At 68.3% G+C, this 23,592-nt stretch carries 17 protein-coding genes, 3 rRNA genes and 1 pseudogene; 3 read left to right on the top strand and 18 right to left on the bottom strand.

Going from position 1 to position 23,592, the window contains the following annotated elements; genetic code table 11:
- Window positions 1-72: 72 nt before the first annotated feature.
- From OG389_RS21880 to OG389_RS21840, 9 genes and pseudogenes are all read right to left on the bottom strand, one after another.
- The gene (locus tag OG389_RS21880; RefSeq protein ID WP_003948845.1) at window positions 73-171 is read right to left on the bottom strand and encodes a 30S ribosomal protein bS22; all 99 of its coding nucleotides are present in this window, start codon (window positions 169-171) and stop codon (window positions 73-75) included.
- Window positions 172-332: 161 nt separating this feature from the next.
- Window positions 333-542 carry a helix-turn-helix domain-containing protein gene (locus tag OG389_RS21875; protein WP_162688852.1) on the bottom strand — a complete coding sequence of 70 codons (210 nt, stop codon included), beginning with the start codon at window positions 540-542 and terminating at the stop codon, window positions 333-335.
- Between the two features lie 114 nt (window positions 543-656).
- On the bottom strand, window positions 657-1,487 hold the full coding sequence (locus tag OG389_RS21870) for a phosphatase (protein ID WP_328300159.1): 831 nt from the start codon (window positions 1,485-1,487) through the stop codon (window positions 657-659).
- A 110-nt stretch (window positions 1,488-1,597) separates the two neighbouring features.
- A complete protein-coding gene (locus OG389_RS21865) occupies window positions 1,598-2,767 on the bottom strand; it encodes an acetoin utilization protein AcuC (RefSeq protein WP_328300158.1) in 1,170 nt (389 codons plus the stop codon).
- A complete protein-coding gene (locus OG389_RS21860; protein WP_328300157.1) occupies window positions 2,718-3,935 on the bottom strand; it encodes an MFS transporter in 1,218 nt (405 codons plus the stop codon). The genes OG389_RS21865 and OG389_RS21860 overlap by 50 nt, the downstream gene beginning before the upstream one ends.
- 141 nt (window positions 3,936-4,076) lie before the next feature.
- Window positions 4,077-4,715: pseudogene (locus tag OG389_RS21855) on the bottom strand (HAD family hydrolase); the annotation flags it as partial.
- A gap of 279 nt (window positions 4,716-4,994) precedes the next feature.
- A 5S ribosomal RNA gene (gene rrf, locus OG389_RS21850) occupies window positions 4,995-5,112 on the bottom strand.
- 73 nt (window positions 5,113-5,185) lie between these two features.
- Window positions 5,186-8,309, bottom strand: a 23S ribosomal RNA gene (locus OG389_RS21845).
- Window positions 8,310-8,593: 284 nt separating this feature from the next.
- Window positions 8,594-10,118 (bottom strand): 16S ribosomal RNA (locus OG389_RS21840).
- The 16S, 23S and 5S rRNA genes sit together here, the layout of an rRNA operon.
- Before the next feature lie 919 nt (window positions 10,119-11,037).
- Here OG389_RS21840 and trpS point away from each other — a divergent pair.
- On the top strand, window positions 11,038-12,036 hold the full coding sequence (gene trpS / locus OG389_RS21835) for a tryptophan--tRNA ligase (protein WP_328300156.1): 999 nt from the start codon (window positions 11,038-11,040) through the stop codon (window positions 12,034-12,036).
- A gap of 83 nt (window positions 12,037-12,119) precedes the next feature.
- Here trpS and proC read toward each other — a convergent pair whose 3' ends face one another.
- The 5 genes from proC to OG389_RS21810 form a co-directional block, all read right to left on the bottom strand.
- Window positions 12,120-12,929 (bottom strand): pyrroline-5-carboxylate reductase, encoded by an 810-nt coding sequence (gene proC / locus OG389_RS21830; protein WP_328300155.1) that lies wholly within the window; start codon window positions 12,927-12,929, stop codon window positions 12,120-12,122.
- Window positions 12,930-13,047: 118 nt separating this feature from the next.
- On the bottom strand, window positions 13,048-13,785 hold the full coding sequence (locus OG389_RS21825; RefSeq protein ID WP_328300154.1) for an ABC transporter permease: 738 nt from the start codon (window positions 13,783-13,785) through the stop codon (window positions 13,048-13,050).
- Complete coding sequence (locus OG389_RS21820) at window positions 13,782-14,627, bottom strand: ABC transporter ATP-binding protein (RefSeq protein WP_328300153.1); 846 nt, start codon at window positions 14,625-14,627, stop codon at window positions 13,782-13,784. The genes OG389_RS21825 and OG389_RS21820 overlap by 4 nt, the downstream gene beginning before the upstream one ends.
- A 77-nt stretch (window positions 14,628-14,704) precedes the next feature.
- Window positions 14,705-15,253 carry a hypothetical protein gene (locus OG389_RS21815; protein ID WP_328300152.1) on the bottom strand — a complete coding sequence of 183 codons (549 nt, stop codon included), beginning with the start codon at window positions 15,251-15,253 and terminating at the stop codon, window positions 14,705-14,707.
- Window positions 15,254-15,331: 78 nt separating this feature from the next.
- Window positions 15,332-15,634 carry a peptidase gene (locus OG389_RS21810; RefSeq protein WP_328300151.1) on the bottom strand — a complete coding sequence of 101 codons (303 nt, stop codon included), beginning with the start codon at window positions 15,632-15,634 and terminating at the stop codon, window positions 15,332-15,334.
- Window positions 15,635-15,740: 106 nt separating this feature from the next.
- Here OG389_RS21810 and OG389_RS21805 point away from each other — a divergent pair, with 106 nt between their 5' ends.
- A complete protein-coding gene (locus OG389_RS21805) occupies window positions 15,741-17,882 on the top strand; it encodes a serine/threonine-protein kinase (RefSeq protein ID WP_328300149.1) in 2,142 nt (713 codons plus the stop codon).
- 91 nt (window positions 17,883-17,973) lie between these two features.
- Here the strand turns inward: OG389_RS21805 and ilvD are convergent, their stop codons facing one another.
- The 4 genes from ilvD to OG389_RS21785 all read right to left on the bottom strand — a co-directional run bounded on the left by ilvD (window position 17,974) and on the right by OG389_RS21785 (window position 22,621).
- The gene (gene ilvD / locus OG389_RS21800) at window positions 17,974-19,827 is read right to left on the bottom strand and encodes a dihydroxy-acid dehydratase (RefSeq protein ID WP_328300148.1); all 1,854 of its coding nucleotides are present in this window, start codon (window positions 19,825-19,827) and stop codon (window positions 17,974-17,976) included.
- A 137-nt stretch (window positions 19,828-19,964) separates the two neighbouring features.
- Entirely contained in the window at window positions 19,965-20,693 is a 729-nt protein-coding gene (locus tag OG389_RS21795) for a TetR/AcrR family transcriptional regulator (protein ID WP_328300147.1), read from the bottom strand.
- On the bottom strand, window positions 20,690-21,523 hold the full coding sequence (locus OG389_RS21790; protein WP_328300146.1) for a sugar phosphate isomerase/epimerase family protein: 834 nt from the start codon (window positions 21,521-21,523) through the stop codon (window positions 20,690-20,692). The genes OG389_RS21795 and OG389_RS21790 overlap by 4 nt, the downstream gene beginning before the upstream one ends.
- A gap of 168 nt (window positions 21,524-21,691) precedes the next feature.
- Complete coding sequence (locus OG389_RS21785; protein WP_328300145.1) at window positions 21,692-22,621, bottom strand: Ppx/GppA phosphatase family protein; 930 nt, start codon at window positions 22,619-22,621, stop codon at window positions 21,692-21,694.
- Window positions 22,622-22,684: 63 nt separating this feature from the next.
- On the opposite strand from OG389_RS21785, the gene OG389_RS21780 reads away from it, so the two are divergent.
- Window positions 22,685-23,551, top strand: coding sequence for a hypothetical protein (locus tag OG389_RS21780; RefSeq protein ID WP_328300144.1), 867 nt, complete (start codon window positions 22,685-22,687; stop codon window positions 23,549-23,551).
- Window positions 23,552-23,592: the final 41 nt, after the last annotated feature.

The raw sequence follows: 23,592 nt of genomic DNA, 5'->3' as shown, positions 1-23,592 counted from the left end.
AGTCCCCCGGCTGCACCGCAGCCCCTCCACCAGAATGGTGGAGGGGCTGCGGAGAACACGTACAGCTACCGTTTACTTCTTGTTACGGCGCTGGACGCGGGTGCGCTTGAGCAGCTTGCGGTGCTTCTTCTTGGCCATCCGCTTACGCCGCTTCTTGATAACAGAGCCCACGACTACCCTCGCTCACTTCTCGGAACATCCCCGCGTCGCGGGGATCTCGGTGCGGGGCGTCTGGGCCCACACGACCTACGTCGGCCTAGCCTACCCGTCCGAGCTCTGAGCTTGTAATCCGGTGCCTCCGAGGAGCGACAGCGGGCTCCCGACCCTTGCCCTCAGGCCGATTCCACCCCCACAAAAGACTCGCGGAGGTACTCGTGCACCGCATTTTCGGGGACCCGGAAGGACCGGCCCACCCGGATTGCGGGCAGATGTCCGTTGTGCACCAAGCGGTACACGGTCATCTTCGACACTCGCATCACCGAGGCGACCTCCGCCACGGTCAGGAACTGAACCTCACTGAGAGGCCTCTCGCCAGCAGCCATGACACACCTTGACCTTCCGCGCATGACGGGCACCGGCTTCCCCTCCGGTTACGCCCCGTCGTCGCACGCTCACTCCCCAGAGTAGGGGCGTGTGATACGAGTGGGGAAGAGGAGCTACGGCCACTCCTGCCAACCCGACAGACTCGCCCGATTGAGTACATAGCGAGTGAGCGGTCGGTAGTAGTCCGAGCGCACCGCGTCATCAAGCGGAACGGCCACCGAGACCCGCCCCTCGGCCTCCCCCACGAACAGCGCGGGATCATCCGTATCGGCCAGACCGATCGCCTCCACACCAAGCTGACCTGCGCCGCAGACCCATCCGTGATCCCCGATCACGAGCTCCGGCAGCGGCCCGCCGGACTCCGCGAGGGCCCCGAGCGCGATCCGAACCGGCAGCGGCGAATGGGAGTGCGCGCCGGTGCCACTCCCGTCCGGCCGCGCGCCGTCCTCACGCACCAGTGCGACCCCCCGTACGTAATCGATGCGGTGCGTACGTACGCCGAACCGGGTCGGCATGTCGACGGGCACCCCCCGCGCCGGGGTGAGGACATCACATCCCGCCGCCGACAACGCGTCGGCCAATGTGGCGTAGAACCCCAGGAGTCGGTGCGGGTGCCCGGTCCCTAACAGCACCGGGGCCCGCATCCCGGCAGCCGCGCGAAGCCGCTCGGCGAAGGCTTCCAGCCCCGCCACCGTCCGCTCCGGATCGATCATGTCCGGCCCGCTGACGTGCGCCGGATCCGCCGAGACCCCGCACTTGTCCGCCATGAGCCGCAGGAGCTCCGCCTCCCCCCAGCCCCATTCCGGATCCAGCCCCAGCAGCACGCGCGGATCCCGTGCCGCGAACAGCCGGTAACTGCGCAGGCTCTCCTCCCGGGAAGTCGCGACGGTCCCGGCCAGACGGGCGGCCAGCAGATGCGCACGCAGCGCGCCGGTACTCAACACCCTCCCGATGCTCCCGCACCGGACCTGACCCCTCACCAGTTCCGGCCAATCCCACCACCGTTGGCGTAACCTCACGCCAACGGTGGAAGGGCGGGCAGGTGAGACAGGCCCTAGGCCAGCAACCCCCGCAGGGGGAACACCGCACGCCGGGTGGCCAGTACGGCCTGGTCGATCCGATCGGCGGGGTCGTACCCCGCCTCCCAGTCCCGCCACACAGGCACCCGCCCGTCAGTCATCCGCCCCGGCGCCACCTCCCGCGTCCGCGCGTACACCAACTCCCGCCAGGACCCCGGCACCGCCGTCTCCGGTGCGATCGGCCGATGCCCGGCAATGGCCACCAGGTGCGTCCACGACCGCGGTACGACGTCCACGACCGCGTACCCCCCGCCCCCCAGCGCCAGCCACCGCCCGTCCGCCCAGGAGTGCGCCAGCTCGTGGCAGGCCTCCTGCACCGCCCGCTGCGCGTCCAGCGACACCGCCAGATGCGCCAGCGGGTCCTCGAAGTGGGTGTCGGCCCCGTGCTGGGTCACCAGCACCTGCGGCCGGAAGTCCTCCAGCAGCTCCGGCACCACCGAGTGGAAGGCCCGCAGCCACCCCTCGTCCCCGGTCCCGGCGGGCAGCGCGATGTTCACCGCCGACCCCTCAGCGGCCGGCCCGCCCGTCTCCTCGGGCCACCCGGTCTGTGGGAACAGGGTCCGGGGATGTTCGTGCAGGGACACGGTCAGCACCCTCGGGTCGTCCCAGAACGCCGCCTGCACCCCGTCCCCGTGGTGCACGTCCACGTCCACGTACGCGACCCGCTCGGCCCCCAGCTCCAGCAGCCGCGCGATCGCCAGCGCCGCGTCGTTGTACACGCAGAACCCGGCCGCCCCGCCGGGCATCGCGTGGTGCAGCCCGCCGGCGAAGTTCACGGCGTGCTCGGCGTCCCCGCGCCAGATCGCCTCGGCCGCCGCCACCGACTGCCCGGCGATCAGCGCGGACGCCTCGTGCATGCCGTGGAAGGCCGGGTCGTCCATGGTCCCGAGCCCGTACGAACCGTCCGCGACCCCGGGGTCGGCCGACACCTCGCGCACCGCGGCGACGTAGTCCTCACGGTGGACGAGGCGCAGCGTGGACTCCCCGGCCGGCCGGCCCGCCCGCACCTCCAGCTCCCGGTCGAGCCCGAAGGCCCGCACCAGACCCATGGTCAGCGCCAGGCGCACCGGGTCCATCGGATGGCTCGGCCCGAAGTCATACTTCGTTACCGCCTCGTCCCACATCAACAACCCGCGGCCGCTCATGCGCAACACCGTATCGGGCCTCCTTCGCGCCGAACGATCGGGCGTAGAAAAGCGTCACCAGGACCAGCACCATCGGCACGAGCATCGCGCCCCGGTAGTTCCAGGCGTCGCCGATGCCGCCGACGAGCGGTGCGCCGATGAGGAATCCCACGTAGTTGAAGATGTTGAGCCGCGCGATGGCGGTGTCGGAGGAGTTCGGGAAGAGCCTCCCCGCGGCGGCGAAGGTCTGCGGCACGATCACGCACAGCCCGATCCCCAGCAGCGTGAAGCCCAGCATCCCCGACCACGCCCCGGGCGCGGCCGCGACCACGGCGAACCCGAGCGCGGCGAGGACCGTCCCGATCCGTACGACGGCCACGGCCCCGAAGCGCCGCACACCGAGGTCCCCGACGGCCCGCCCCAGCAAGGTGGTCACCATGTAGACGTTGTAGGGGACGGTGGCGAGCTGTTCCGAACTCCCCAGCACGTCCTGGAGGTACTTGGCGCTCCAGTTCGACACAGTGGAGTCCCCGATGTACGCGCAGGCCATCACGAGGCACAGGGGCAGCAGCAGCTTGAACCCGCCGGCGCCGAGCCCCTTGGTCCCGGAAGGGGTCCCGCCGGTCTCCTGGTCCACGTAGAACCGGCTGGCGAAGAGCGCGAGCGGCAGCAGGACCACCACGGCGGGCAGGTACGAGGTGAACAGCGCGAGGTGCCAGTGCGCACCCGCCCAGGCCGCGGAGGCGCCGAGGATGCCGCCGAGACTGTACGAGGCGTGGAAGCCGAGCATGATGCTGCGTCCGTACGCGCCCTGCAGGCTCACCCCGAGCATGTTCATGGAGGCGTCGAGCGCCCCCACGAACAGCCCGAACGCGCCGAGGGCCAGCGCCACGTGCCACATCTGGCTGCCGGCGCCGACCCCGAGGAGCGCCAGCAGCACGAGCGGCTGCGCCCACCGCAGTACGGTGCTGGGCGCCACCCGCTTCACCAGGTGCTCGGTGACGACGCTGGACACTCCGGCGAGGATCGGCACGGCGGCCAGGAAGACGGGCAGCAGCCCGTCGGATATCCCGTACCGGTCCTGAATGGCCGGGATCCGTGTCACGAGGAGCGCGAAGGCCACGCCCTGCACGAAGAAACTGAACCCCAACGCCCCGCGCCCGCGGCTCAGCCGCGCGTCTGCTGTCATGGCGGCACAGCGTAGGCGCCGGTCCTACCGGTGGGTAGAGCGATCACAACATCGATTGGGTCAGTGCGAGAACCCGCCGTTGTAACCACCGGTGTACCCACCCGAATACCCTGCCGACCCGGCGGTCCCGACCTCCAGCCCGAGCAGCTCGGCCAGCTGGTTCATGTCCCCGAAGTAACCGGTGGCGCCGGGCAGCCGGTCGGCGGGCACCATCGCGGTGTACCCGTACACGTCCATGCCGGCGGCGACGGCGGCCTGGACACCCAGCGGGCTGTCCTCCACGACCACGCACCGGCCCGGGGCCACGCCCATCTGGTCCGCGGTGTGCAGGAAGAGGTCCGGGGCCGGCTTGCCCTGGCCCACGTCCTCCGAGCTGAAGATCCACTCCTCCTCGAACCACTCGTCGAGCCCGGCCGCCCGGTGCCCGACCCGGATCCGCTCGTGGCTCCCCGAGGACGCCAGGCAGTACGCCGTCCCGGCCTCGACCAGCGCGGCGAGCACCCCTTCGACCCCGGGCACGGGCTTGAGCTCGCGCTCGAAGGCGGCGAAGGTACGGGCGTGCAGCGTGGTGTCGAAGTCGGCGGGCAACGCCTGCCCGGTCCGCTCCCGCACGAGGTCGTGCACGCGGTGCACGGCGGCACCCATGTAGTCGCGCAGCGACTCCTCGTACGAGGTCGGGTGCCCCAGCTCGGTCAAATACCCGGCGAGGATGCTGTTGGCGAGCGGCTCACTGTCCACCAGCACGCCGTCGTTGTCGAAGATGACGAGGTCGTAGCCCATGCGACAACCCTACGAGCCGTCGGTACGAATCCATCCGGACCCCATGCCGGGCATCCGCAGGACATCGAAAGATCCTGAGCCCCGCTCAGCCCGAAACCGACTCAGTGGTTCAGGTCGAGGACAACCCCGCCCTGGCCCTCATAGGCCAGATGGCGCGCGGCATGGACGGCGGCCGCGACGCCGGCGGGCACTCCTTTGCTACGCGAAGGCCTCACAGAGCCGGTAAACGCAGAAAAGCCCCGTACCAGATACCTGGTACGGGGCTTCCCCATAAAATTTGTTCGGCGGCGTCCTACTCTCCCACAGGGTCCCCCCTGCAGTACCATCGGCGCTGAAAGGCTTAGCTTCCGGGTTCGGAATGTAAACCGGGCGTTTCCCTAACGCTATGACCACCGAAACACTATGAAGTTAACCAACCGGATATGACACAGTTCGTTACTTCAGAACTAACACAGTGGACGCGAGCAACTGAGGACAAGCCCTCGGCCTATTAGTACCAGTCAGCTCCACCCGTTACCGGGCTTCCACATCTGGCCTATCAACCCAGTCGTCTACTGGGAGCCTTACCCTCTCAAGGAGGTGGGAATACTCATCTTGAAGCAGGCTTCCCGCTTAGATGCTTTCAGCGGTTATCCCTCCCGAACGTAGCCAACCAGCCATGCCCTTGGCAGGACAACTGGCACACCAGAGGTTCGTCCGTCCCGGTCCTCTCGTACTAGGGACAGCCCTTCTCAATATTCCTACGCGCACAGCGGATAGGGACCGAACTGTCTCACGACGTTCTAAACCCAGCTCGCGTACCGCTTTAATGGGCGAACAGCCCAACCCTTGGGACCGACTCCAGCCCCAGGATGCGACGAGCCGACATCGAGGTGCCAAACCATCCCGTCGATATGGACTCTTGGGGAAGATCAGCCTGTTATCCCCGGGGTACCTTTTATCCGTTGAGCGACGGCGCTTCCACAAGCCACCGCCGGATCACTAGTCCCGACTTTCGTCCCTGCTCGACCCGTCGGTCTCACAGTCAAGCTCCCTTGTGCACTTACACTCAACACCTGATTGCCAACCAGGCTGAGGGAACCTTTGGGCGCCTCCGTTACTTTTTGGGAGGCAACCGCCCCAGTTAAACTACCCATCAGACACTGTCCCTGATCCGGATCACGGACCGAGGTTAGACATCCAGCACGACCAGAGTGGTATTTCAACGACGACTCCACCCCAACTGGCGTTGGGGCTTCAAAGTCTCCCACCTATCCTACACAAGCCGAACCGAACACCAATATCAAACTATAGTAAAGGTCCCGGGGTCTTTCCGTCCTGCTGCGCGAAACGAGCATCTTTACTCGTAGTGCAATTTCACCGGGCCTATGGTTGAGACAGTCGAGAAGTCGTTACGCCATTCGTGCAGGTCGGAACTTACCCGACAAGGAATTTCGCTACCTTAGGATGGTTATAGTTACCACCGCCGTTTACTGGCGCTTAAGTTCTCAGCTTCGCCACACCGAAATGTGACTAACCGGTCCCCTTAACGTTCCAGCACCGGGCAGGCGTCAGTCCGTATACATCGCCTTACGGCTTCGCACGGACCTGTGTTTTTAGTAAACAGTCGCTTCTCGCTGGTCTCTGCGGCCACCCCCAGCTCACGGAGTAAATCCGATCACCAGGACTGGCCCCCCTTCTCCCGAAGTTACGGGGGCATTTTGCCGAGTTCCTTAACCATAGTTCACCCGAACGCCTCGGTATTCTCTACCTGACCACCTGAGTCGGTTTAGGGTACGGGCCGCCATGAAACTCGCTAGAGGCTTTTCTCGACAGCATAGGATCATCCACTTCACCACAATCGGCTCGGCATCAGGTCTCAGCCTTATATGAGGGACGGATTTGCCTACCCCTCGGCCTACACCCTTACCCCGGGACTACCACCGCCCGGGCTGGACTACCTTCCTGCGTCACCCCATCGCTTACCTACTACAAGTCTGGTCCGCCGGCTCCACCACTTTCCTTTCCCCGAAGGGTCCGGAACGGCTTCACGGGCTTAGCATCGCCTGATTCGATATTGGGCGTTTCAAAGCGGGTACCGGAATATCAACCGGTTGTCCATCGACTACGCCTGTCGGCCTCGCCTTAGGTCCCGACTTACCCTGGGCAGATCAGCTTGACCCAGGAACCCTTAGTCAATCGGCGCACACGTTTCTCACGTGTGTATCGCTACTCATGCCTGCATTCTCACTCGTGAACCGTCCACAACTAGCTTCCGCTGCTGCTTCACCCGGCACACGACGCTCCCCTACCCATCACAGCGGGCGTTGGCCCTATAGCTGCAATGACACGACTTCGGCGGTACGCTTGAGCCCCGCTACATTGTCGGCGCGGAATCACTTGACCAGTGAGCTATTACGCACTCTTTCAAGGGTGGCTGCTTCTAAGCCAACCTCCTGGTTGTCTCTGCGACTCCACATCCTTTCCCACTTAGCGTACGCTTAGGGGCCTTAGTCGATGCTCTGGGCTGTTTCCCTCTCGACCATGGAGCTTATCCCCCACAGTCTCACTGCCACGCTCTCACTTACCGGCATTCGGAGTTTGGCTAAGGTCAGTAACCCGGTAGGGCCCATCGCCTATCCAGTGCTCTACCTCCGGCAAGAAACACGTGACGCTGCACCTAAATGCATTTCGGGGAGAACCAGCTATCACGGAGTTTGATTGGCCTTTCACCCCTAACCACAGGTCATCCCCCAGGTTTTCAACCCTGGTGGGTTCGGTCCTCCACGAAGTCTTACCTCCGCTTCAACCTGCCCATGGCTAGATCACTCCGCTTCGGGTCTAGAGCGTGCAACTCAATCGCCCTATTCGGACTCGCTTTCGCTACGGCTTCCCCACACGGGTTAACCTCGCTACACACCGCTAACTCGCAGGCTCATTCTTCAAAAGGCACGCAGTCACGACCGTTATTCCGAAGAATAACGGCGACGCTCCCACGGCTTGTAGGCACACGGTTTCAGGTACTATTTCACTCCGCTCCCGCGGTACTTTTCACCATTCCCTCACGGTACTATCCGCTATCGGTCACCAGGGAATATTTAGGCTTAGCGGGTGGTCCCGCCAGATTCACACGGGATTTCTCGGGCCCCGTGCTACTTGGGAGATTCTTAAGCAAGCCGCTGATGTTTCGTCTACGGGGGTCTTACCCTCTACGCCGGACCTTTCGCATGTCCTTCGACTACATCAACGGTTTCTGACTCGCCGACCGGCCGGCAGACCGATCAAAAGAATTCCCACAACCCCGCATGCGCAACCCCTGCCGGGTATCACACGCATACGGTTTGGCCTCATCCGGTTTCGCTCGCCACTACTCCCGGAATCACGGTTGTTTTCTCTTCCTGCGGGTACTGAGATGTTTCACTTCCCCGCGTTCCCTCCACACTGCCTATGTGTTCAGCAGTGGGTGACAGCCCATGACGACTGCCGGGTTTCCCCATTCGGACACCCCCGGATCAAAGCTCAGTTGGCAGCTCCCCGGGGCCTATCGCGGCCTCTCACGTCCTTCATCGGTTCCTGGTGCCAAGGCATCCACCGTGCGCCCTTAAAAACTTGGCCTACAGATGCTCGCGTCCACTGTGTAGTTCTCAAGCAACGACCAGCCACCCATCACCCCCATCCGAAGATGAAGTTCACTGGGGCCGGCATCGCAGAAGGACAGCCTTTCGGCCGTACCCTCAGATACCCAACAACGTGCCAAGCACGATCCCCCATCAGTGAGTCACTTTCCACGCCGAAGCAGTACTTGTGATCCATCAAGGAAACCGTGCCAACTAATCAACGTTCCACCCATGAGCTGACCGTGCAGAACATTTGTCTGCAATCGGTACTGTGCTCCTTAGAAAGGAGGTGATCCAGCCGCACCTTCCGGTACGGCTACCTTGTTACGACTTCGTCCCAATCGCCAGTCCCACCTTCGACAGCTCCCTCCCTTACGGGTTGGGCCACCGGCTTCGGGTGTTACCGACTTTCGTGACGTGACGGGCGGTGTGTACAAGGCCCGGGAACGTATTCACCGCAGCAATGCTGATCTGCGATTACTAGCAACTCCGACTTCATGGGGTCGAGTTGCAGACCCCAATCCGAACTGAGACCGGCTTTTTGAGATTCGCTCCACCTCACGGTATCGCAGCTCATTGTACCGGCCATTGTAGCACGTGTGCAGCCCAAGACATAAGGGGCATGATGACTTGACGTCGTCCCCACCTTCCTCCGAGTTGACCCCGGCGGTCTCCTGTGAGTCCCCATCACCCCGAAGGGCATGCTGGCAACACAGGACAAGGGTTGCGCTCGTTGCGGGACTTAACCCAACATCTCACGACACGAGCTGACGACAGCCATGCACCACCTGTATACCGACCACAAGGGGGGCACTATCTCTAATGCTTTCCGGTATATGTCAAGCCTTGGTAAGGTTCTTCGCGTTGCGTCGAATTAAGCCACATGCTCCGCTGCTTGTGCGGGCCCCCGTCAATTCCTTTGAGTTTTAGCCTTGCGGCCGTACTCCCCAGGCGGGGAACTTAATGCGTTAGCTGCGGCACCGACGACGTGGAATGTCGCCAACACCTAGTTCCCAACGTTTACGGCGTGGACTACCAGGGTATCTAATCCTGTTCGCTCCCCACGCTTTCGCTCCTCAGCGTCAGTAATGGCCCAGAGATCCGCCTTCGCCACCGGTGTTCCTCCTGATATCTGCGCATTTCACCGCTACACCAGGAATTCCGATCTCCCCTACCACACTCTAGCTAGCCCGTATCGAATGCAGACCCGAGGTTAAGCCTCGGGCTTTCACATCCGACGTGACAAGCCGCCTACGAGCTCTTTACGCCCAATAATTCCGGACAACGCTTGCGCCCTACGTATTACCGCGGCTGCTGGCACGTAGTTAGCCGGCGCTTCTTCTGCAGGTACCGTCACTTTCGCTTCTTCCCTGCTGAAAGAGGTTTACAACCCGAAGGCCGTCATCCCTCACGCGGCGTCGCTGCATCAGGCTTTCGCCCATTGTGCAATATTCCCCACTGCTGCCTCCCGTAGGAGTCTGGGCCGTGTCTCAGTCCCAGTGTGGCCGGTCGCCCTCTCAGGCCGGCTACCCGTCGTCGCCTTGGTGGGCCATTACCCCACCAACAAGCTGATAGGCCGCGGGCTCATCCTTCACCGCCGGAGCTTTTAACCCCCGCCCATGCAGGCAGGAGTGTTATCCGGTATTAGACCCCGTTTCCAGGGCTTGTCCCAGAGTGAAGGGCAGATTGCCCACGTGTTACTCACCCGTTCGCCACTAATCCACCCCGAAGGGCTTCATCGTTCGACTTGCATGTGTTAAGCACGCCGCCAGCGTTCGTCCTGAGCCAGGATCAAACTCTCCATGAATGTTTACCCGTAATCGGGTGCACACGCACTTAGAGCGGGACAGCCATGTCGGAATAAGACCGACCGTCCACTGCATCCTCGCTGTGTAATTGCCTGCAAGCATCACAGCCGAAGCCGCGACCCCACAGGTCTTTTTCAAAGGAACCTCATCCACCGAAATGGACGGGGTATCAACTTTTGGCGTTGATTTTTGGCACGCTGTTGAGTTCTCAAGGAACGGACGCTTCCTTTGTACTCACCCTCTCGGGCTTTCCTCCGGGCGCTTCCTTCGTTCTTGCGTTTCCGACTCTATCAGAGTCAGTCCCGCTTGTTTTTCGCCTTCCGGTTCTTCGCTTTCGCGCTTTCCCTTTCCGGCGAGTTCGACTCTATCAGATCCTTTCGGGCCTGACTCCCAGTCAACGGGATTTGCCGTTCGGGCTGTTGGGCCCTTGCGACGAGTGAGATAGTAGCGGATTCCTTGCCCCCGAACCTAATCGGCGACTGCGCCCGTGGACGCGGATTCCTCATTCGCAAATACGCATGAAAACGGGACGACAAAGTGAGTCGTTCGTTCGAATGTGTAGTGCGGGATGGCTGTCCGGGGACCGACCGGGGTCGGCGCTCACTTCGGACAACTCGAAGAACCTTACGGATGGGGCACAGTCGTGTCAACCCCCCGGCTCGCCGGCCGCGCGGAGTGCGCAAACCTCACGCCCTCCTGACCCTCCACGGTCTAACCTCTGCTCCATGACTATGCGTGCGCTCATGCCTGACCTTCGCTGGTGGGCCGCCTGACGGCGGCCGACCATCCACGCGAGCACGCACGCGCTCGACGGCCGCCGACCACGGCGGCCGTTTTTGTTTCTCCCTCCCGGGAGCGGCTCGGTCGCCCGACGCGGTGGCGTCGACACCCACACCGGTACGAGCAGGGAGCAGGGACATGACGAGGATCTTCAGCGGGGTCAAGCCGACCGGGCATCTGACACTGGGGAACTACCTGGGGGCCGTACGGCAGTGGGTCGCCGCCGAGCAGCGGCCCGACGAGGCGCTGTTCTGCGTCGTCGATCTGCACGCCCTGACCGTCGAGCACGATCCGGCCCGGGTGCGCCGGCTCAGCCGGCAGGCCGCGACACTGCTGCTGGCCGCCGGTCTGACGCCCGAGAAGTGCACGCTGTTCGTGCAGAGCCATGTGGACGAGCACGCGCGGCTGTCCTACCTGCTGGAGTGCACGGCTTCCGACGGGGAACTGCGGCGGATGGTGCAGTACAAGGAGAAGACGGCGAAGGCGCAGGCCTCGGGCGAAGGCGTACGGCTTTCGCTGCTCACCTATCCCGTACTGATGGCCGCGGACATCCTGGCCTACCGGACCGAGGAGGTGCCGGTGGGTGAGGACCAGCGCCAGCACGTCGAGCTCACCCGGGATCTGGCCGTCCGCTTCAACCAGCGCTACGGGCACACCTTCACGGTGCCCAGGGCCACGCATCCGGTGGTGGCCGCGCGGGTGATGGACCTGCAGGACCCGACTTCGAAGATGGGGAAGTCCGGGGACGCGGGCCCGGGGGTGGTGTTCATCCTCGACGAGCCCGAGGCCGTGCGGAAGAAGCTGATGCGGGCCGTCACCGACAGCGGGGACGACGGGGTCGTCTACGACCGGGCGGAACGGCCCGGGGTGGCGAACCTGCTGGACATCCTCGCCGCATGCACCGGGAGCGAGCCCGAGAAGCTCGCCGACGGGTACAGCGGCTACGGGGCGCTCAAGCGGGACGTCGCCGACGCCGTGGTGGAGCTGCTCCGGCCGGTCCGCGTCCGGCACGCGGAGCTGGCGGCCGATCCGGGGACGGTGCAGGCGGTGCTGCGCGAGGGGGCCGGGCGGGCACGGGCGATGGCGCGGCCCGTCGTAGACGAGGCGTACCGGGCCATCGGGCTGCTCGAGCCCTGAAGAGCCCCGGCCCCCGTGCGGGTGCAGGTGCGGGGCCGGGCGCGGGTACGGGGCCGCGTGCGCGGCCCCGTACCGGCCGGGTGTCAGCTGTTGCCGGAGGCGAGTTCGCGGCTGCGGTCGCGGGCCGCTTCGAGGGCGGCGATCAGGGCCGCCCGTACGCCGTGCTTCTCCAGCTCCACGATCGCGTTGATGGTGGTGCCGGCCGGGGAGGTGACGGCCTCGCGGAGCTTGACCGGGTGTTCGCCGCTGTCGCGGAGCATGACGGCGGCGCCGATGGCGGCCTGGACGATGAGGTCGTGGGCCTGGGCGCGCGGCAGGCCGAGGAGGATGCCGGCGTCGGTCATGGCCTCGACGAGGAAGTAGAAGTAGGCCGGGCCGGAGCCGGACAGGGCGGTGGCCGCGTCCTGCTGGGACTCGGGGACGCGCAGGGTCTTGCCGACGCCGCCGAAGATCTCCTCCGTGTGCAGGAGGTGTGCGGCCGTGGCGTGGCTGCCGGCAGAGATGACGGACATGGCCTCGTCGACGAGGGCGGGGGTGTTGGTCATGACGCGGACGACCGGCGTGCCGGAGGCGAGCCGTTCCTCGAAGAATGAGGTCGGGACGCCGGCGGCGCCGCTGATGACCAGGCGGTCTGCGGGGACGTGCGGGGCGAGCTCTTCGAGGAGCTTGCCCATGTCCTGCGGCTTCACGGTGAGGATGAGGGTGTCGGCGCGCTTGGCGGCCTCGGCGTTGCTGACGGCCTCGACGCCGTAGCGGGTGCGGAGCTCCTCGGCGCGTTCCGGGCGGCGGGCGGTGACGAGGAGCTTGGAGGCGGGCCAGCCGCCGCGGATCATCCCGCTGAGCAGGGCCTCGCCGATCTTGCCGGTACCGAGGACTGCGACTGTCTGGGTCATGCCCGATTCACCTCGCCGAACTGTTCATGCACGTGAGCTACGTCTACGCGCTCATCCTTGCACCCGGGGAGGGAAGCGGGCGGGGGCGTCCGCAGGGCGGTCAGTGCGGGTGGTCCGGTCAGGGCGTGCGGCGGCGGAGGGTGGCGGCGCCGAGGGCGAGGACCAGGAGGGCGCAGCCTGCGACGACGAGGGCGTCGCGGACGAAATCGGTGGTCATGTCCGTATGGGTGAGGACCTGCGTCATGCCGTCGACGGCGTAGGACATGGGCAGGACGTTCGAGATGCCTTCCAGGACCGGCTGCATGGTGGAGCGCGCCGCGAAGAGGCCGCACAACAGGAGCTGCGGGAAGATCACGGCCGGCATGAACTGGACGGCCTGGAACTCGGAGGCCGCGAAGGCGGAGACGAAGAGGCCGAGCGCCGTGCCGAGGAGCGCGTCGAGCAGGGCGACGAGCAGGAGCGGCCACGGGGAGCCGATGACGTCGAGCCCGAGGACCCAGAGGGCGACGCCGGTGGCGAGCAGCGACTGGATCACGGCCATGGCGCCGAAGGCGAGGGCGTAGCCCGCGATGAGGTCGCCCTTGCCGAGCGGCATGGCGAGGAGGCGTTCGAGGGTGCCGGAGGTGCGCTCGCGCAGGGTCGCGATGGAGGTGATCAGGAACATCGTGATCAGCGGGAAGATGCCGAGGAGGCTGGCGCCGATGCTGTCGAACGTCCGCGGGCTGCCGTCGAAGACGTAGCGGAGCAGGATCAGCATCAGTACGGGGACCAGCAGCATCAGTGCGATGGAGCGCGGGTCGTGGCGGAGCTGGCGCAGGACGCGGGCCGCGGTGGCGGTGGTGCGGGCGATGCTCATCGGGTGCTCCCGTTGGCGGCTTCGGGGTGTGCGACTGCCACGTCGGCGGCTGCGGCTGCGGCGTCGGCGTCGGCGGCTTCCGCCACGGCCGCGTCGACGAGGCGGAGGAAGCCCTCTTCCACGGTGTCGGCGTTCGTACGGGTGCGCAGTGCGTCCGGGGTGCCCTGCGCGAGGATGCGGCCCTCGCGCATGAGGAGCAGGTCGTGGCAGCGCTCGGCTTCGTCCATGACGTGGGAGGAGACGAGGAGGGTGGCTCCGCGGGTGGCGGCGATGTCGTGGAAGAGGTTCCACAGGTCGCGGCGAAGGACGGGGTCGAGGCCGACGGTCGGCTCGTCGAGGACGAGGAGCTCGGGGCTGCCCAGGAGGGCGACGGCGAGGGAGACTCGGCTGCGCTGGCCGCCGGAGAGGTTGCCGGCGAGGGCGGTGGCGCGGCTGGTGAGGTCGACGTCGGCGATGGCCCGGGTGACGGTCTCGCGGCGGCGGTCGGCGGCGGCGCGGCCCGGGTCGAGGACGGCGGCGAAGTAGTCGAGGTTCTGCCGGACGGTGAGGTCGTCGTAGACGGAGGGCGCCTGGGTGACGTAGCCGATGCGCGAGCGCAGTCCGGGGTGGCCGGCGGGGCTGCCGAGGACGTCGAGGGTGCCGGTGACGTGGGCCTGGGTGCCGACGACGGAGCGCATCAGGGTGGACTTCCCGCAGCCGGAGGGGCCGAGGAGGCCGGTGATGCGGCCGCGGGGGACGTCGAAGCCGATGCCGTCGATGACGGTGCGGGGGTTGCGGCCGGTGCCGCGGCGGACCGTGAGGTCGGCTGCGTGGACGGCGGCGGCCGCTTGGTTATTCATCATGTGATGAATAATGCTCCTGGCCGTGCCCCTGACGCAAGCCCACAGGGGCTGGGGTCGTTCCGGGGACGGGCCGGGGCCTACTTCTTGCGCTTGGGGCGGCGGGCGGCCGGGTTGCCCGTACGGGAACTGCGGCGGCGGGCGAATTCAGCCGAGGCCAGCTCGTACTCGGTGCGGCGCAGCTTCTCGCCGGGGGCCTCGACGAAGCAGCGCAGGAAGTACGCGATGAGGCTGCCGATGAAACCGATCGCCTTGAGCCCCTTGAGGGCCGTCTCGTCGGAGGACGGGGCCTGGCGGCGGCTGAAGGACTCCCAGGTCTTGACGAACGCGATGGAGCTGGCGATCGCGAAGAGGACGACGACCGAGATGCTGAGGAAGGAGCCGACGTTGCCGATCTCCAGGCCCTCGTAGGAGAAGCGGAGCAGGAAGGCTCCGACGACGGCGAGGGCCAGCGCACCGAGGGCCACGCCCGCGCGGCGCGGGAGGTAGCCGCCGTCGCGGTTGACCCACGTGGTGCCGAAGAACCGGATCGGCTCGGGCTCGGGGCCGGTGGGCACCGCGGGCTGCACCGGGGCCTCGGCCGCGGCGGCCGACTCGGCGGGGGTCTGGTCTCGCTGGTCGTCACTCACACCAGCGATTATCCCCCGCCGGCCGCGGCGGGCCGGGGGTGTCTCACGGGTCAGACCGCGAGATGGACCGGATGGACCTCAGCCGCAGCGGCTGGTGACCCAGCCGTCGCTGCCCGTCTTCACGTAGGCGTCGGAGACGAACTCGCCGTTGCCGATGCAGTCCCACAGGTTGGTCGTGCCGTACGGGCCCGAGACGGTCATGCCCTCGCACTGGCAGCGGATCCCGACGGTCGCGCCGAGCGGCAGGACGCGGACGACCGAGTAGTTGGTGCCGGGACCGTTGCGGACGTTCACCCGGTAGCCCGGTGCGACCGGGAATGTCGGAAATCCGGAGCCCGACGTCAGGCTCTGGACTTGGCCGGAATCGCTCTCGATGGCCATGCGGAAAATCCCCCCTACGACGTTGCACTGCGCAACTCGCGCAGGGTAGCAGGACCTTGGAGATTCGCACGGACCATCGACTAGGCTCCGGCGGGGGTGGTGAGCGGTGCGTTCAGTGCATGCGGACTACGCGGGGTTTCCGGAGTATGCCGGGCAGTACCGGCTCGAGTCCGTGCTCGGTTCCGGCGGCATGGGCGTCGTCCACCTGGCCACCTCCGAGTCGGGGCTGAAACTCGCCGTCAAGATCGTGCACCCGGAGCATGCGGTGGACCCGGAGTTCCGGGCCCGTTTCCGGCAGGAGGTCGCGGCCGCCCGGCGGGTCAGCGGAGCGTTCACCGCGCCCGTCGTGGATGCGGACCCCGATGCCGAACGGCCTTGGATGGCCACGCTGTTCATCGATGCCCCGACGCTCGCCGAGCGGGTACGCGAACGCGTGCTGGAGCCCCGGGAACTGGCGCGGCTCGCCGCCGGACTGGCGGAGGCCCTGCGGGACATCCACCGGGCGGGGGTCGTGCACCGGGACCTGAAGCCCAGCAACGTACTGATGGCCCCGGACGGTGTGCGGGTCATCGACTTCGGGATCTCGCGGCCGGCCGACAGTGATCTGCGGACCGAGACGGGGAAGCTGATCGGGACCCCGCCGTTCATGGCGCCCGAGCAGTTCCAGCGGCCGCGCGAGGTCGGGACCGCGGCCGATGTCTTCGCCCTGGGGGCGGTACTGGTGCACGCGGCGACCGGGCGCGGGCCGTTCGACTCCGACAGCCACTACCTCGTGGCGTACCAGGTGGTGCACAGCGAACCCGATCTGACCGGGCTGCCGGAGCGGCTCGTCCCGCTGGTCGCGCAGTGCCTGGCCAAGGATCCGGCGGAGCGGCCGAGTGCCGACGCGCTGATCGTGGCGCTGCGCGCGGTGGCGTACCCGACGGACCTGGACACGCAGGCCTTCATCCCGCGGCCGAGGAGGCCCGCCGGAACGGACGAGGCCACGCACCTGCGGGAGCGGATCGTCCCGCCGGCTCCCGCGGGCGGGAGGCGGACCCGGGTGGCGGTGTCGGCCGGGCTCGGGCTGCTGCTCGTCGCGGGGGCCGTCGGCGGATACCTGTGGTCCGGGGCCGCCTCCGGGGCCGCCTCCGGCTCCGCTGCCCGGTCCGGCACCAAGCCGTCCGGGGCCGGGACCGCGCCGGTGTCCCCGCCTGCGCCGGCGTTCGCTCCGTGGTCGGTACGGCTGGGCGAGCGCAGCCAGGCCTGCTCCTGGCAGGCCCCGGCCCTGTACTGCTCGGGACCGGGGCCGGCGGTGGCCCGGCTCGGCCCGACGGACGGGGCCGCCGTGTGGAAGCTGCGGGAGACCGGTCCGGACGCCCGGCCGGCGACCGGCAGCGCTCCGCTCCACGCGGGCGGGCTCGTGCTCGTCACGGCTCCCGGCAGCGGGCTGCTCCAGGCCCGGGATCCCGCGACGGGCGCCGAGCGATGGCACCGGAGCCTCCCGGAGGGCGCGCACGTCGTACCCCTCGGCGCGACGGTGCTGGTCGCCGCGGCGGGCGGCGCGGTCACCGCCCTGGACGCGACGAGCGGCGCCGAGCGGTGGACCAAGCCCGTCGGCGGTGTGGGTTCCCAGTGGTGGGGCGCGCCGCAGGGCCCCGGCGGACCGGTGCTGTACGGGGCGACGCCCGCCCGCGACGGGAAGACGACCCAGCTGTCGGCGGTGGACCCCGCGACCGGGGCGGTCCGGTGGCAGACGCGCACGGCCGGGCTGCTGCAGCCCGTCGGCGTGGCGGGCGGCGCGCTGTTCCTGCTGGAGACCGGCGTGCAGGAGGCCAGGACCAACGCGGTGGTACGGGTGGACCTGAGCACGCGCGCGGTGGGACGGGTCCGGCTGACGACTCCGCTGTACCAGGCCGAGGCGACCGTGGGGCCGGACGGTGTCGTGTACGTCTTCGGCGCCCCGGGCGCGCTCGTGGCCGTCGGCCCGGCCAAGGAGGAGTGGCGGCTGGAGACGGGGCTGGCCCTGGCCTCCCGGCCGGTGTTCGCCGACGGGCGGGTCTACCTGACGGCTCCGGACGGCCGGCTCCTGGCCGTGGACGCGGGTTCGGGGCGGCTGCTGGGCCAGACCAGGCCCCGGATGGGCACCGGGAAGGACACCTTCGCGGCGAGCCTGCCCGCGCCCGTGGCCGCGGACGGCCGGGTGTACGCCTCGGCGCCGGACGGGACCGTGTTCGCGGTGGCGGCGGCAGATCCCGCGGGGTGGTGAAACGGGGCCGGCCCCGTCCGAGGGTGTCGGACGGGGCCGGAGCCGCAGTGCGTGGGGCGGGCCCGCGGGGGCCCGGCCCGGAGGGCCTGGGTCAGCCTTCCAGGAGGGAGACGTCGCGGACCGCGCCCTTGTCGGCACTCGTGGCCATGGCCGCGTAGGCACGCAGGGCCGCGGAGACCTTGCGCTCGCGGTTCTTCGGGGCATAGACCCCACCGAGGGCAGCGTGGCGGGCGGCCACCGTGGCCTCGTCGACCAGGAGCTCGATGGAGCGGTTCGGGATGTCGATGCGGATCAGGTCGCCGTCCTCCACGACCGCGATGGTGCCGCCCGAGGCCGCCTCCGGGGAGGCGTGGCCGATGGAGAGGCCCGAGGTGCCGCCGGAGAAACGGCCGTCCGTGACCAGGGCGCAGACCTTGCCGAGGCCGCGGCCCTTGAGGAAGGACGTCGGGTAGAGCATCTCCTGCATGCCGGGGCCGCCGCGCGGGCCCTCGTAGCGGATGACGACGACGTCGCCCGCCTTGATCTCCTTGCGGAGGATCTTGTCGACGGCCTCGTCCTGCGATTCGCAGACCACGGCCGGTCCCTCGAAGGTCCAGATCGACTCGTCGACACCGGCGGTCTTCACGACGCAGCCGTCGACCGCGATGTTGCCGCGCAGGACGGCGAGGCCGCCGTCCTTGGAGTACGCGTGCTGGACGGAGCGGATGCAGCCGCCCTCGGCGTCGAGGTCCAGGGTCTCCCAGCGCTCGGACTGGGAGAAGGCGGTGGCGGAACGCTTGCAGCCGGGGGCGGCGTGCCACAGCTCCATGGCCTCGGCCGAGGCCGTGCCGGAGCGGGGGTCCCACTTCGCCAGCCACTCCTCCAGGTTGGCGGAGTGGACGGAGTTGACGCTCTTGTTCAGGAGGCCGCCGCGGTGCAGCTCACCGAGGATGGCGGGCATGCCGCCGGCCCGGTGGACGTCCTCCATGTAGTACGTGCCGCCGGGCGCCACGTTCGGCGCGACCTTGGACAGGCACGGGACCCGGCGCGAGACGGCGTCGATGTCCGTGAGGTCGTACTGCAGGCCCGCCTCCTGCGCCGCGGCGAGGAGGTGGAGGATCGTGTTCGTGGATCCGCCCATGGCGATGTCGAGGGCCATGGCGTTCTCGAAGGCGTCGCGGCTGGCGATGTTGCGCGGGAGGACCGACTCGTCGCCGTCCTCGTAGTACCGCTTGGTGATCTCCACGATCGTGCGGCCGGCGTCCTCGTAGAGGGCGCGGCGGGCGGTGTGCGTGGCGAGGACCGAGCCGTTGCCGGGGAGGGCCAGGCCGATGGCCTCGGCGAGGCAGTTCATCGAGTTGGCGGTGAACATGCCGGAACAGCTGCCGCAGGTGGGACAGGCGTTCTCCTCGATGCGGAGCACGTCCTCGTCGGAGACGTTCTCGTTCGAGGCGTCGACCATGGCGTCGATCAGGTCGAGCTTGCGGACGGTGCCGTCGACGAGCGTGGCCTGGCCGGCCTCCATCGGGCCGCCGGAGACGAAGACGACCGGGATGTTGAGGCGCAGGGCGGCCATCAGCATGCCGGGGGTGATCTTGTCGCAGTTGGAGATGCAGATCAGGGCGTCGGCGCAGTGGGCCTCGACCATGTACTCGACGCTGTCGGCGATGAGGTCGCGGGAGGGCAGCGAGTACAGCATGCCGGCGTGGCCCATGGCGATGCCGTCGTCGACCGCGATGGTGTTGAACTCGCGGGGGACGGCACCGGCGGCGAGGATCGCGTCGGAGACGATGCGGCCGACCGGGGCCAGGTGGGTGTGGCCGGGGACGAACTCCGTGAAGGAGTTGGCGACCGCGATGATCGGCTTCCCGATGTCCCCGCTCGCTACGCCCGACGCACGCATAAGGGCGCGTGCGCCCGCCATGTTGCGGCCGTGGGTGACGGTGCGGGACCTCAGCTCGGGCATCGGGTTCACTCCCCATGAGTGCGGTGGCGTGGGTACGCCTGCCGCGACTGTGGATATGGCTCGGTTACGAGGCTACGCCCCTCGCCCGCGATACGGACACGGTGTCCGCATGACGGGACGGGTGGCTCAGTACTCGGTCATTCGTCCGTCAGGTAGCGCTGGAGGGTGGGGGCCACCATCTCGATGATGGTCTCCGGGTCCGCCGACGCGAGGGGCTCGATCTGGACGACGTAGCGCAGGATCGCGATGCCGACCATGTGGGAGGCGGCGAGCTCGGCGCGGAAGGTCGGGTCGGGGACGTTGAGGTCGGCCGCGATCCGCTCCAGGAGCCGGGTCAGGACCAGCCTGCGCAGTACCTTCGCGGCGGCCTCGTGGGTGAGGGCCGAACGGATCACGGCGAGGAGCGGGGTCCGGGTGACCGGGTTCTCCCAGATGCCGAGGAAGTAGCGGGCCAGGCGCTCACCGATGCCGTCGGGGCCGGGGGCGAGGAGCGCCGGCACGACGAGGGCGGGCTCCATGCTGAGCTCGATCGCGGCGGCGAAGAGGTCTTCCTTGCTGCCGAAGTAGTGGTGCACCAGGGCCGGGTCCACGCCGGCGGCCTTGGCGATGCCGCGCACGGAGGTCTTGTCGTAGCCGCGCGCCGCGAACTCGGCGCGGGCGGCGAGGCGGATGCGCTCCTGGGTACCGGGACCGTCCTCGGCCTCGTCCTGGCGGGGGCGGCCGGGGCCACGGCGGGGGGCGGGCTTGACCGGGGGCTCGGTCGCGGGCTTGGCCGCTCGTTCGGCCGCTGGCTTGACCGCTGGCTTGACCGCGGGCTCGCTCGCGGAGGCCGGGTCCGTCGTGGAGGCGGGGAGGGGCTCGGTCATGGGCGCGGGGTCCTGACCGCCGGGCCGGGGGCCGCCGCGAGGTGGAGACGGGTGAAGGCCAGGGCCTCGGCGAGGTCGGCCTCCCGCTCGGCGGAGGACATCGCGCGACGGGTGTTGACCTCGATGACCACGTGGCCGTCGAAGGAGGTGGCGGCCAGCCGCTCCAGCAGTTCGGCGCAGGGCTGGCTGCCGCGGCCGGGGACGAGGTGCTCGTCCTTCGCGGAACCGTTTCCGTCGGCGAGGTGGATGTGCGCGAGGCGGTCGCCCATCCGGTCGATCATCGCGGTCGCGTCGGTACGGGCCGTCGCGGTGTGGGAGAGGTCGACCGTGAAGTGCCGGTAGTCGTCCTTGGTGACGTCCCACTCGGGGGCGTACGCGAGCATCTCGCGGTCGCGGTAGCGCCAGGGGTACATGTTCTCGACGGCGAAGCGGACGTCGGTCTCGTCCGCCATCCGCCAGATGCCTCTGACGAAGTCCCGGGAGTACTGGCGCTGCCAGCGGAAGGGGGGATGGACGACGACGGTGCTCGCACCGAGGCGCTCGGCCGCCGCCTGGGCGCGCTGGAGTTTGGTCCAGGGGTCGGTGGACCAGACGCGCTGCGTGATGAGGAGGCAGGGGGCGTGGATCGCGAGGATCGGGACCCGGTGGTGGTCGGAGAGGCGGCGCAGGGCGTCGACGTCCTGGCTGACCGGGTCCGTCCAGACCATGACCTCGACGCCGTCGTAGCCGAGGCGCGCGGCGATCTCGAAGGCGGTCGCCGTCGACTCCGGGTAGACGGAGGCGGTGGAGAGGGCGACTTTCGCGGTCGGGATCCGGACTGGTTTTGCCACGGAGACAGGGTATCGGGGTAGCCGCGGGGCCGGGGCCGGGGCCGGGTCAACCCGGGCGACGGGCCGCCCGGCCGCGATGGCCGGCCCGGGGCCGCGGGGCCGCTGCGCGGAGTCCCCTGCCCACCCTTCCGCCGTTACCCGGGCCGCGGACCGGCCTGCGGACCGGGGTCAGGCCGGAAGGTGGTCCAGGCGGCGGAGGATCACGCCTTCGCGGAGGGCCCAGGGGCAGACTTCCAGGGCCTCCACGCCCAGGAGGTCCATCGCGCCCTCCGCGACCAGCGCCCCCGCGAGCAGCTGGTTGGAGCGGCCCTCCGAGACTCCGGGGAGGGCGGCGCGCTGGGCGGTGGTCATCGCCGCCAGCCGTGGGACCCACTCCTCCAGGGATTTACGGGTCAGGTCGCGCTGGATGTACAGGCCCTCGGCGGAGCGGGCCGCGCCCGCGATCCGGGCCAGCTGCTTGAAGGTCTTCGACGTCGCCACCACCCGGTCCGGAGTCCCGAAGCGGCTGAACTCGCCGACCGTGCGCGCGATCTGCGCCCGTACATGGCGGCGCAGCGCCCTGATGTCCGACTGGTCCGGCGGGTCGCCCGGCAGCCAGCCCGCCGTCAGCCGCCCCGCGCCCAGCGGCAGGGAGACGGCCGCGTCCGGGTCCTCGTCAATGCCGTACGCGATCTCCAGCGAGCCGCCCCCGATGTCCAGGAGCAGCAGCTTGCCCGCCGACCAGCCGAACCAGCGCCGTGCCGCGAGAAAGGTCAGGCGGGCCTCGTCGCCGCCGCTCAGCACCGGGAGGTCGATGCCCGTCTCCGCCTTGACCCGGGCGAGGACCTCGTCCGCGTTCGTGGCTTCCCGTACCGCGCTCGTCGCGAAGGGGAGTACGTCCTCGCACCCCTTGTCCTCGGCCGCCTGCACCGCGTCCGCGATGACGGAAACGAGTCGCTCGACGCCCTCCGGCGTCACCGCGCCGTGCTCGTCGAGGAGCTCCGCCAGGCGCAGTTCCACCTTGTGCGAGTGCGCCGGCAGCGGGCGCGCACCGGGGTGTGCGTCCACCACCAGCAAATGGATCGTGTTCGAACCCACATCAAGGACACCGAGTCTCATGGGGGGAAACGCTACTGGGCCAAAGGCGTAGGGGTGGAGTAAGGGGCGCTTAGGCTTGGGTTTGTGCCAAATACGAAGAAGGCCAACAAGTCCAAGTCCCGCTCGGACACGCCTGAGAAGCCGGGGAAAGCGGAGAGGACGAAGTCCGCCAAGCCCGCCAAGGCCGCCAGGTCCGGGCCGGCCGACGAGAAGGGGCTCGACTTCCCGCGGGCCTGGGTGGAGTTCCCCGACCCCGCCGACGAGGAGCAGGTCTTCCGCTGCGACCTGACCTGGCTCACCTCCCGCTGGACCTGCATCTTCGGCAGCGGCTGCCAGGGCATTCAGGCGGGCCGCGCGGACGACGGCTGCTGCACGCTCGGTGCGCACTTCTCCGACGAGGACGACGAGAAGCGGGTCGCCGAGAACGTGGCGCGGCTGACCCCGGAGCTGTGGCAGTTCCACGACGTCGGCAGCGAGACCGGCTGGACGCAGCACGACGACGACGGGGAGAAGCAGACCCGCCGCTGGGACGGCGCCTGCATCTTCCTGAACCGGCCCGGGTTCCCGGCGGGAGCCGGCTGCTCCCTGCACATCCTGGCGGTGAAGAGCGGCCAGGAGCCGCTGGAGACCAAGCCGGACGTGTGCTGGCAGCTGCCGATCCGGCGGACCTACGACTGGATCGACCGGCCCGACGACACGCGCGTGCTCCAGGTGTCCATCGGCGAGTACGACCGGCGCGGCTGGGGTCCCGGCGGCCACGACCTGCACTGGTGGTGCACGTCGGCCACGTCCGCGCACGGAGCCGGCGAGCCGGTGTACGTGTCGTACCGCCCCGAGCTGACGGAGCTGATGGGCGAGGAGGGGTACGAGGCGCTCGTGCGGCTGTGCGAGGCGCGGCTCTCCTCGCTGCTGCCGATGGCCCCGCACCCCGCGGATCCGGCGGTTCAGTAGTTCTGCCGGGCCCGCCGGGGCCCGGCAGGTCCGCCACCGCT

The sequence above is a fragment of the Streptomyces sp. NBC_00435 genome (assembly GCF_036014235.1).
In the GTDB taxonomy this organism is placed as follows: Bacteria; Actinomycetota; Actinomycetes; order Streptomycetales; family Streptomycetaceae; genus Streptomyces.
The sequence above is the reverse complement of the archived record's forward strand: the minus strand, read 5'-3'. Positions and strand labels throughout refer to the sequence as shown.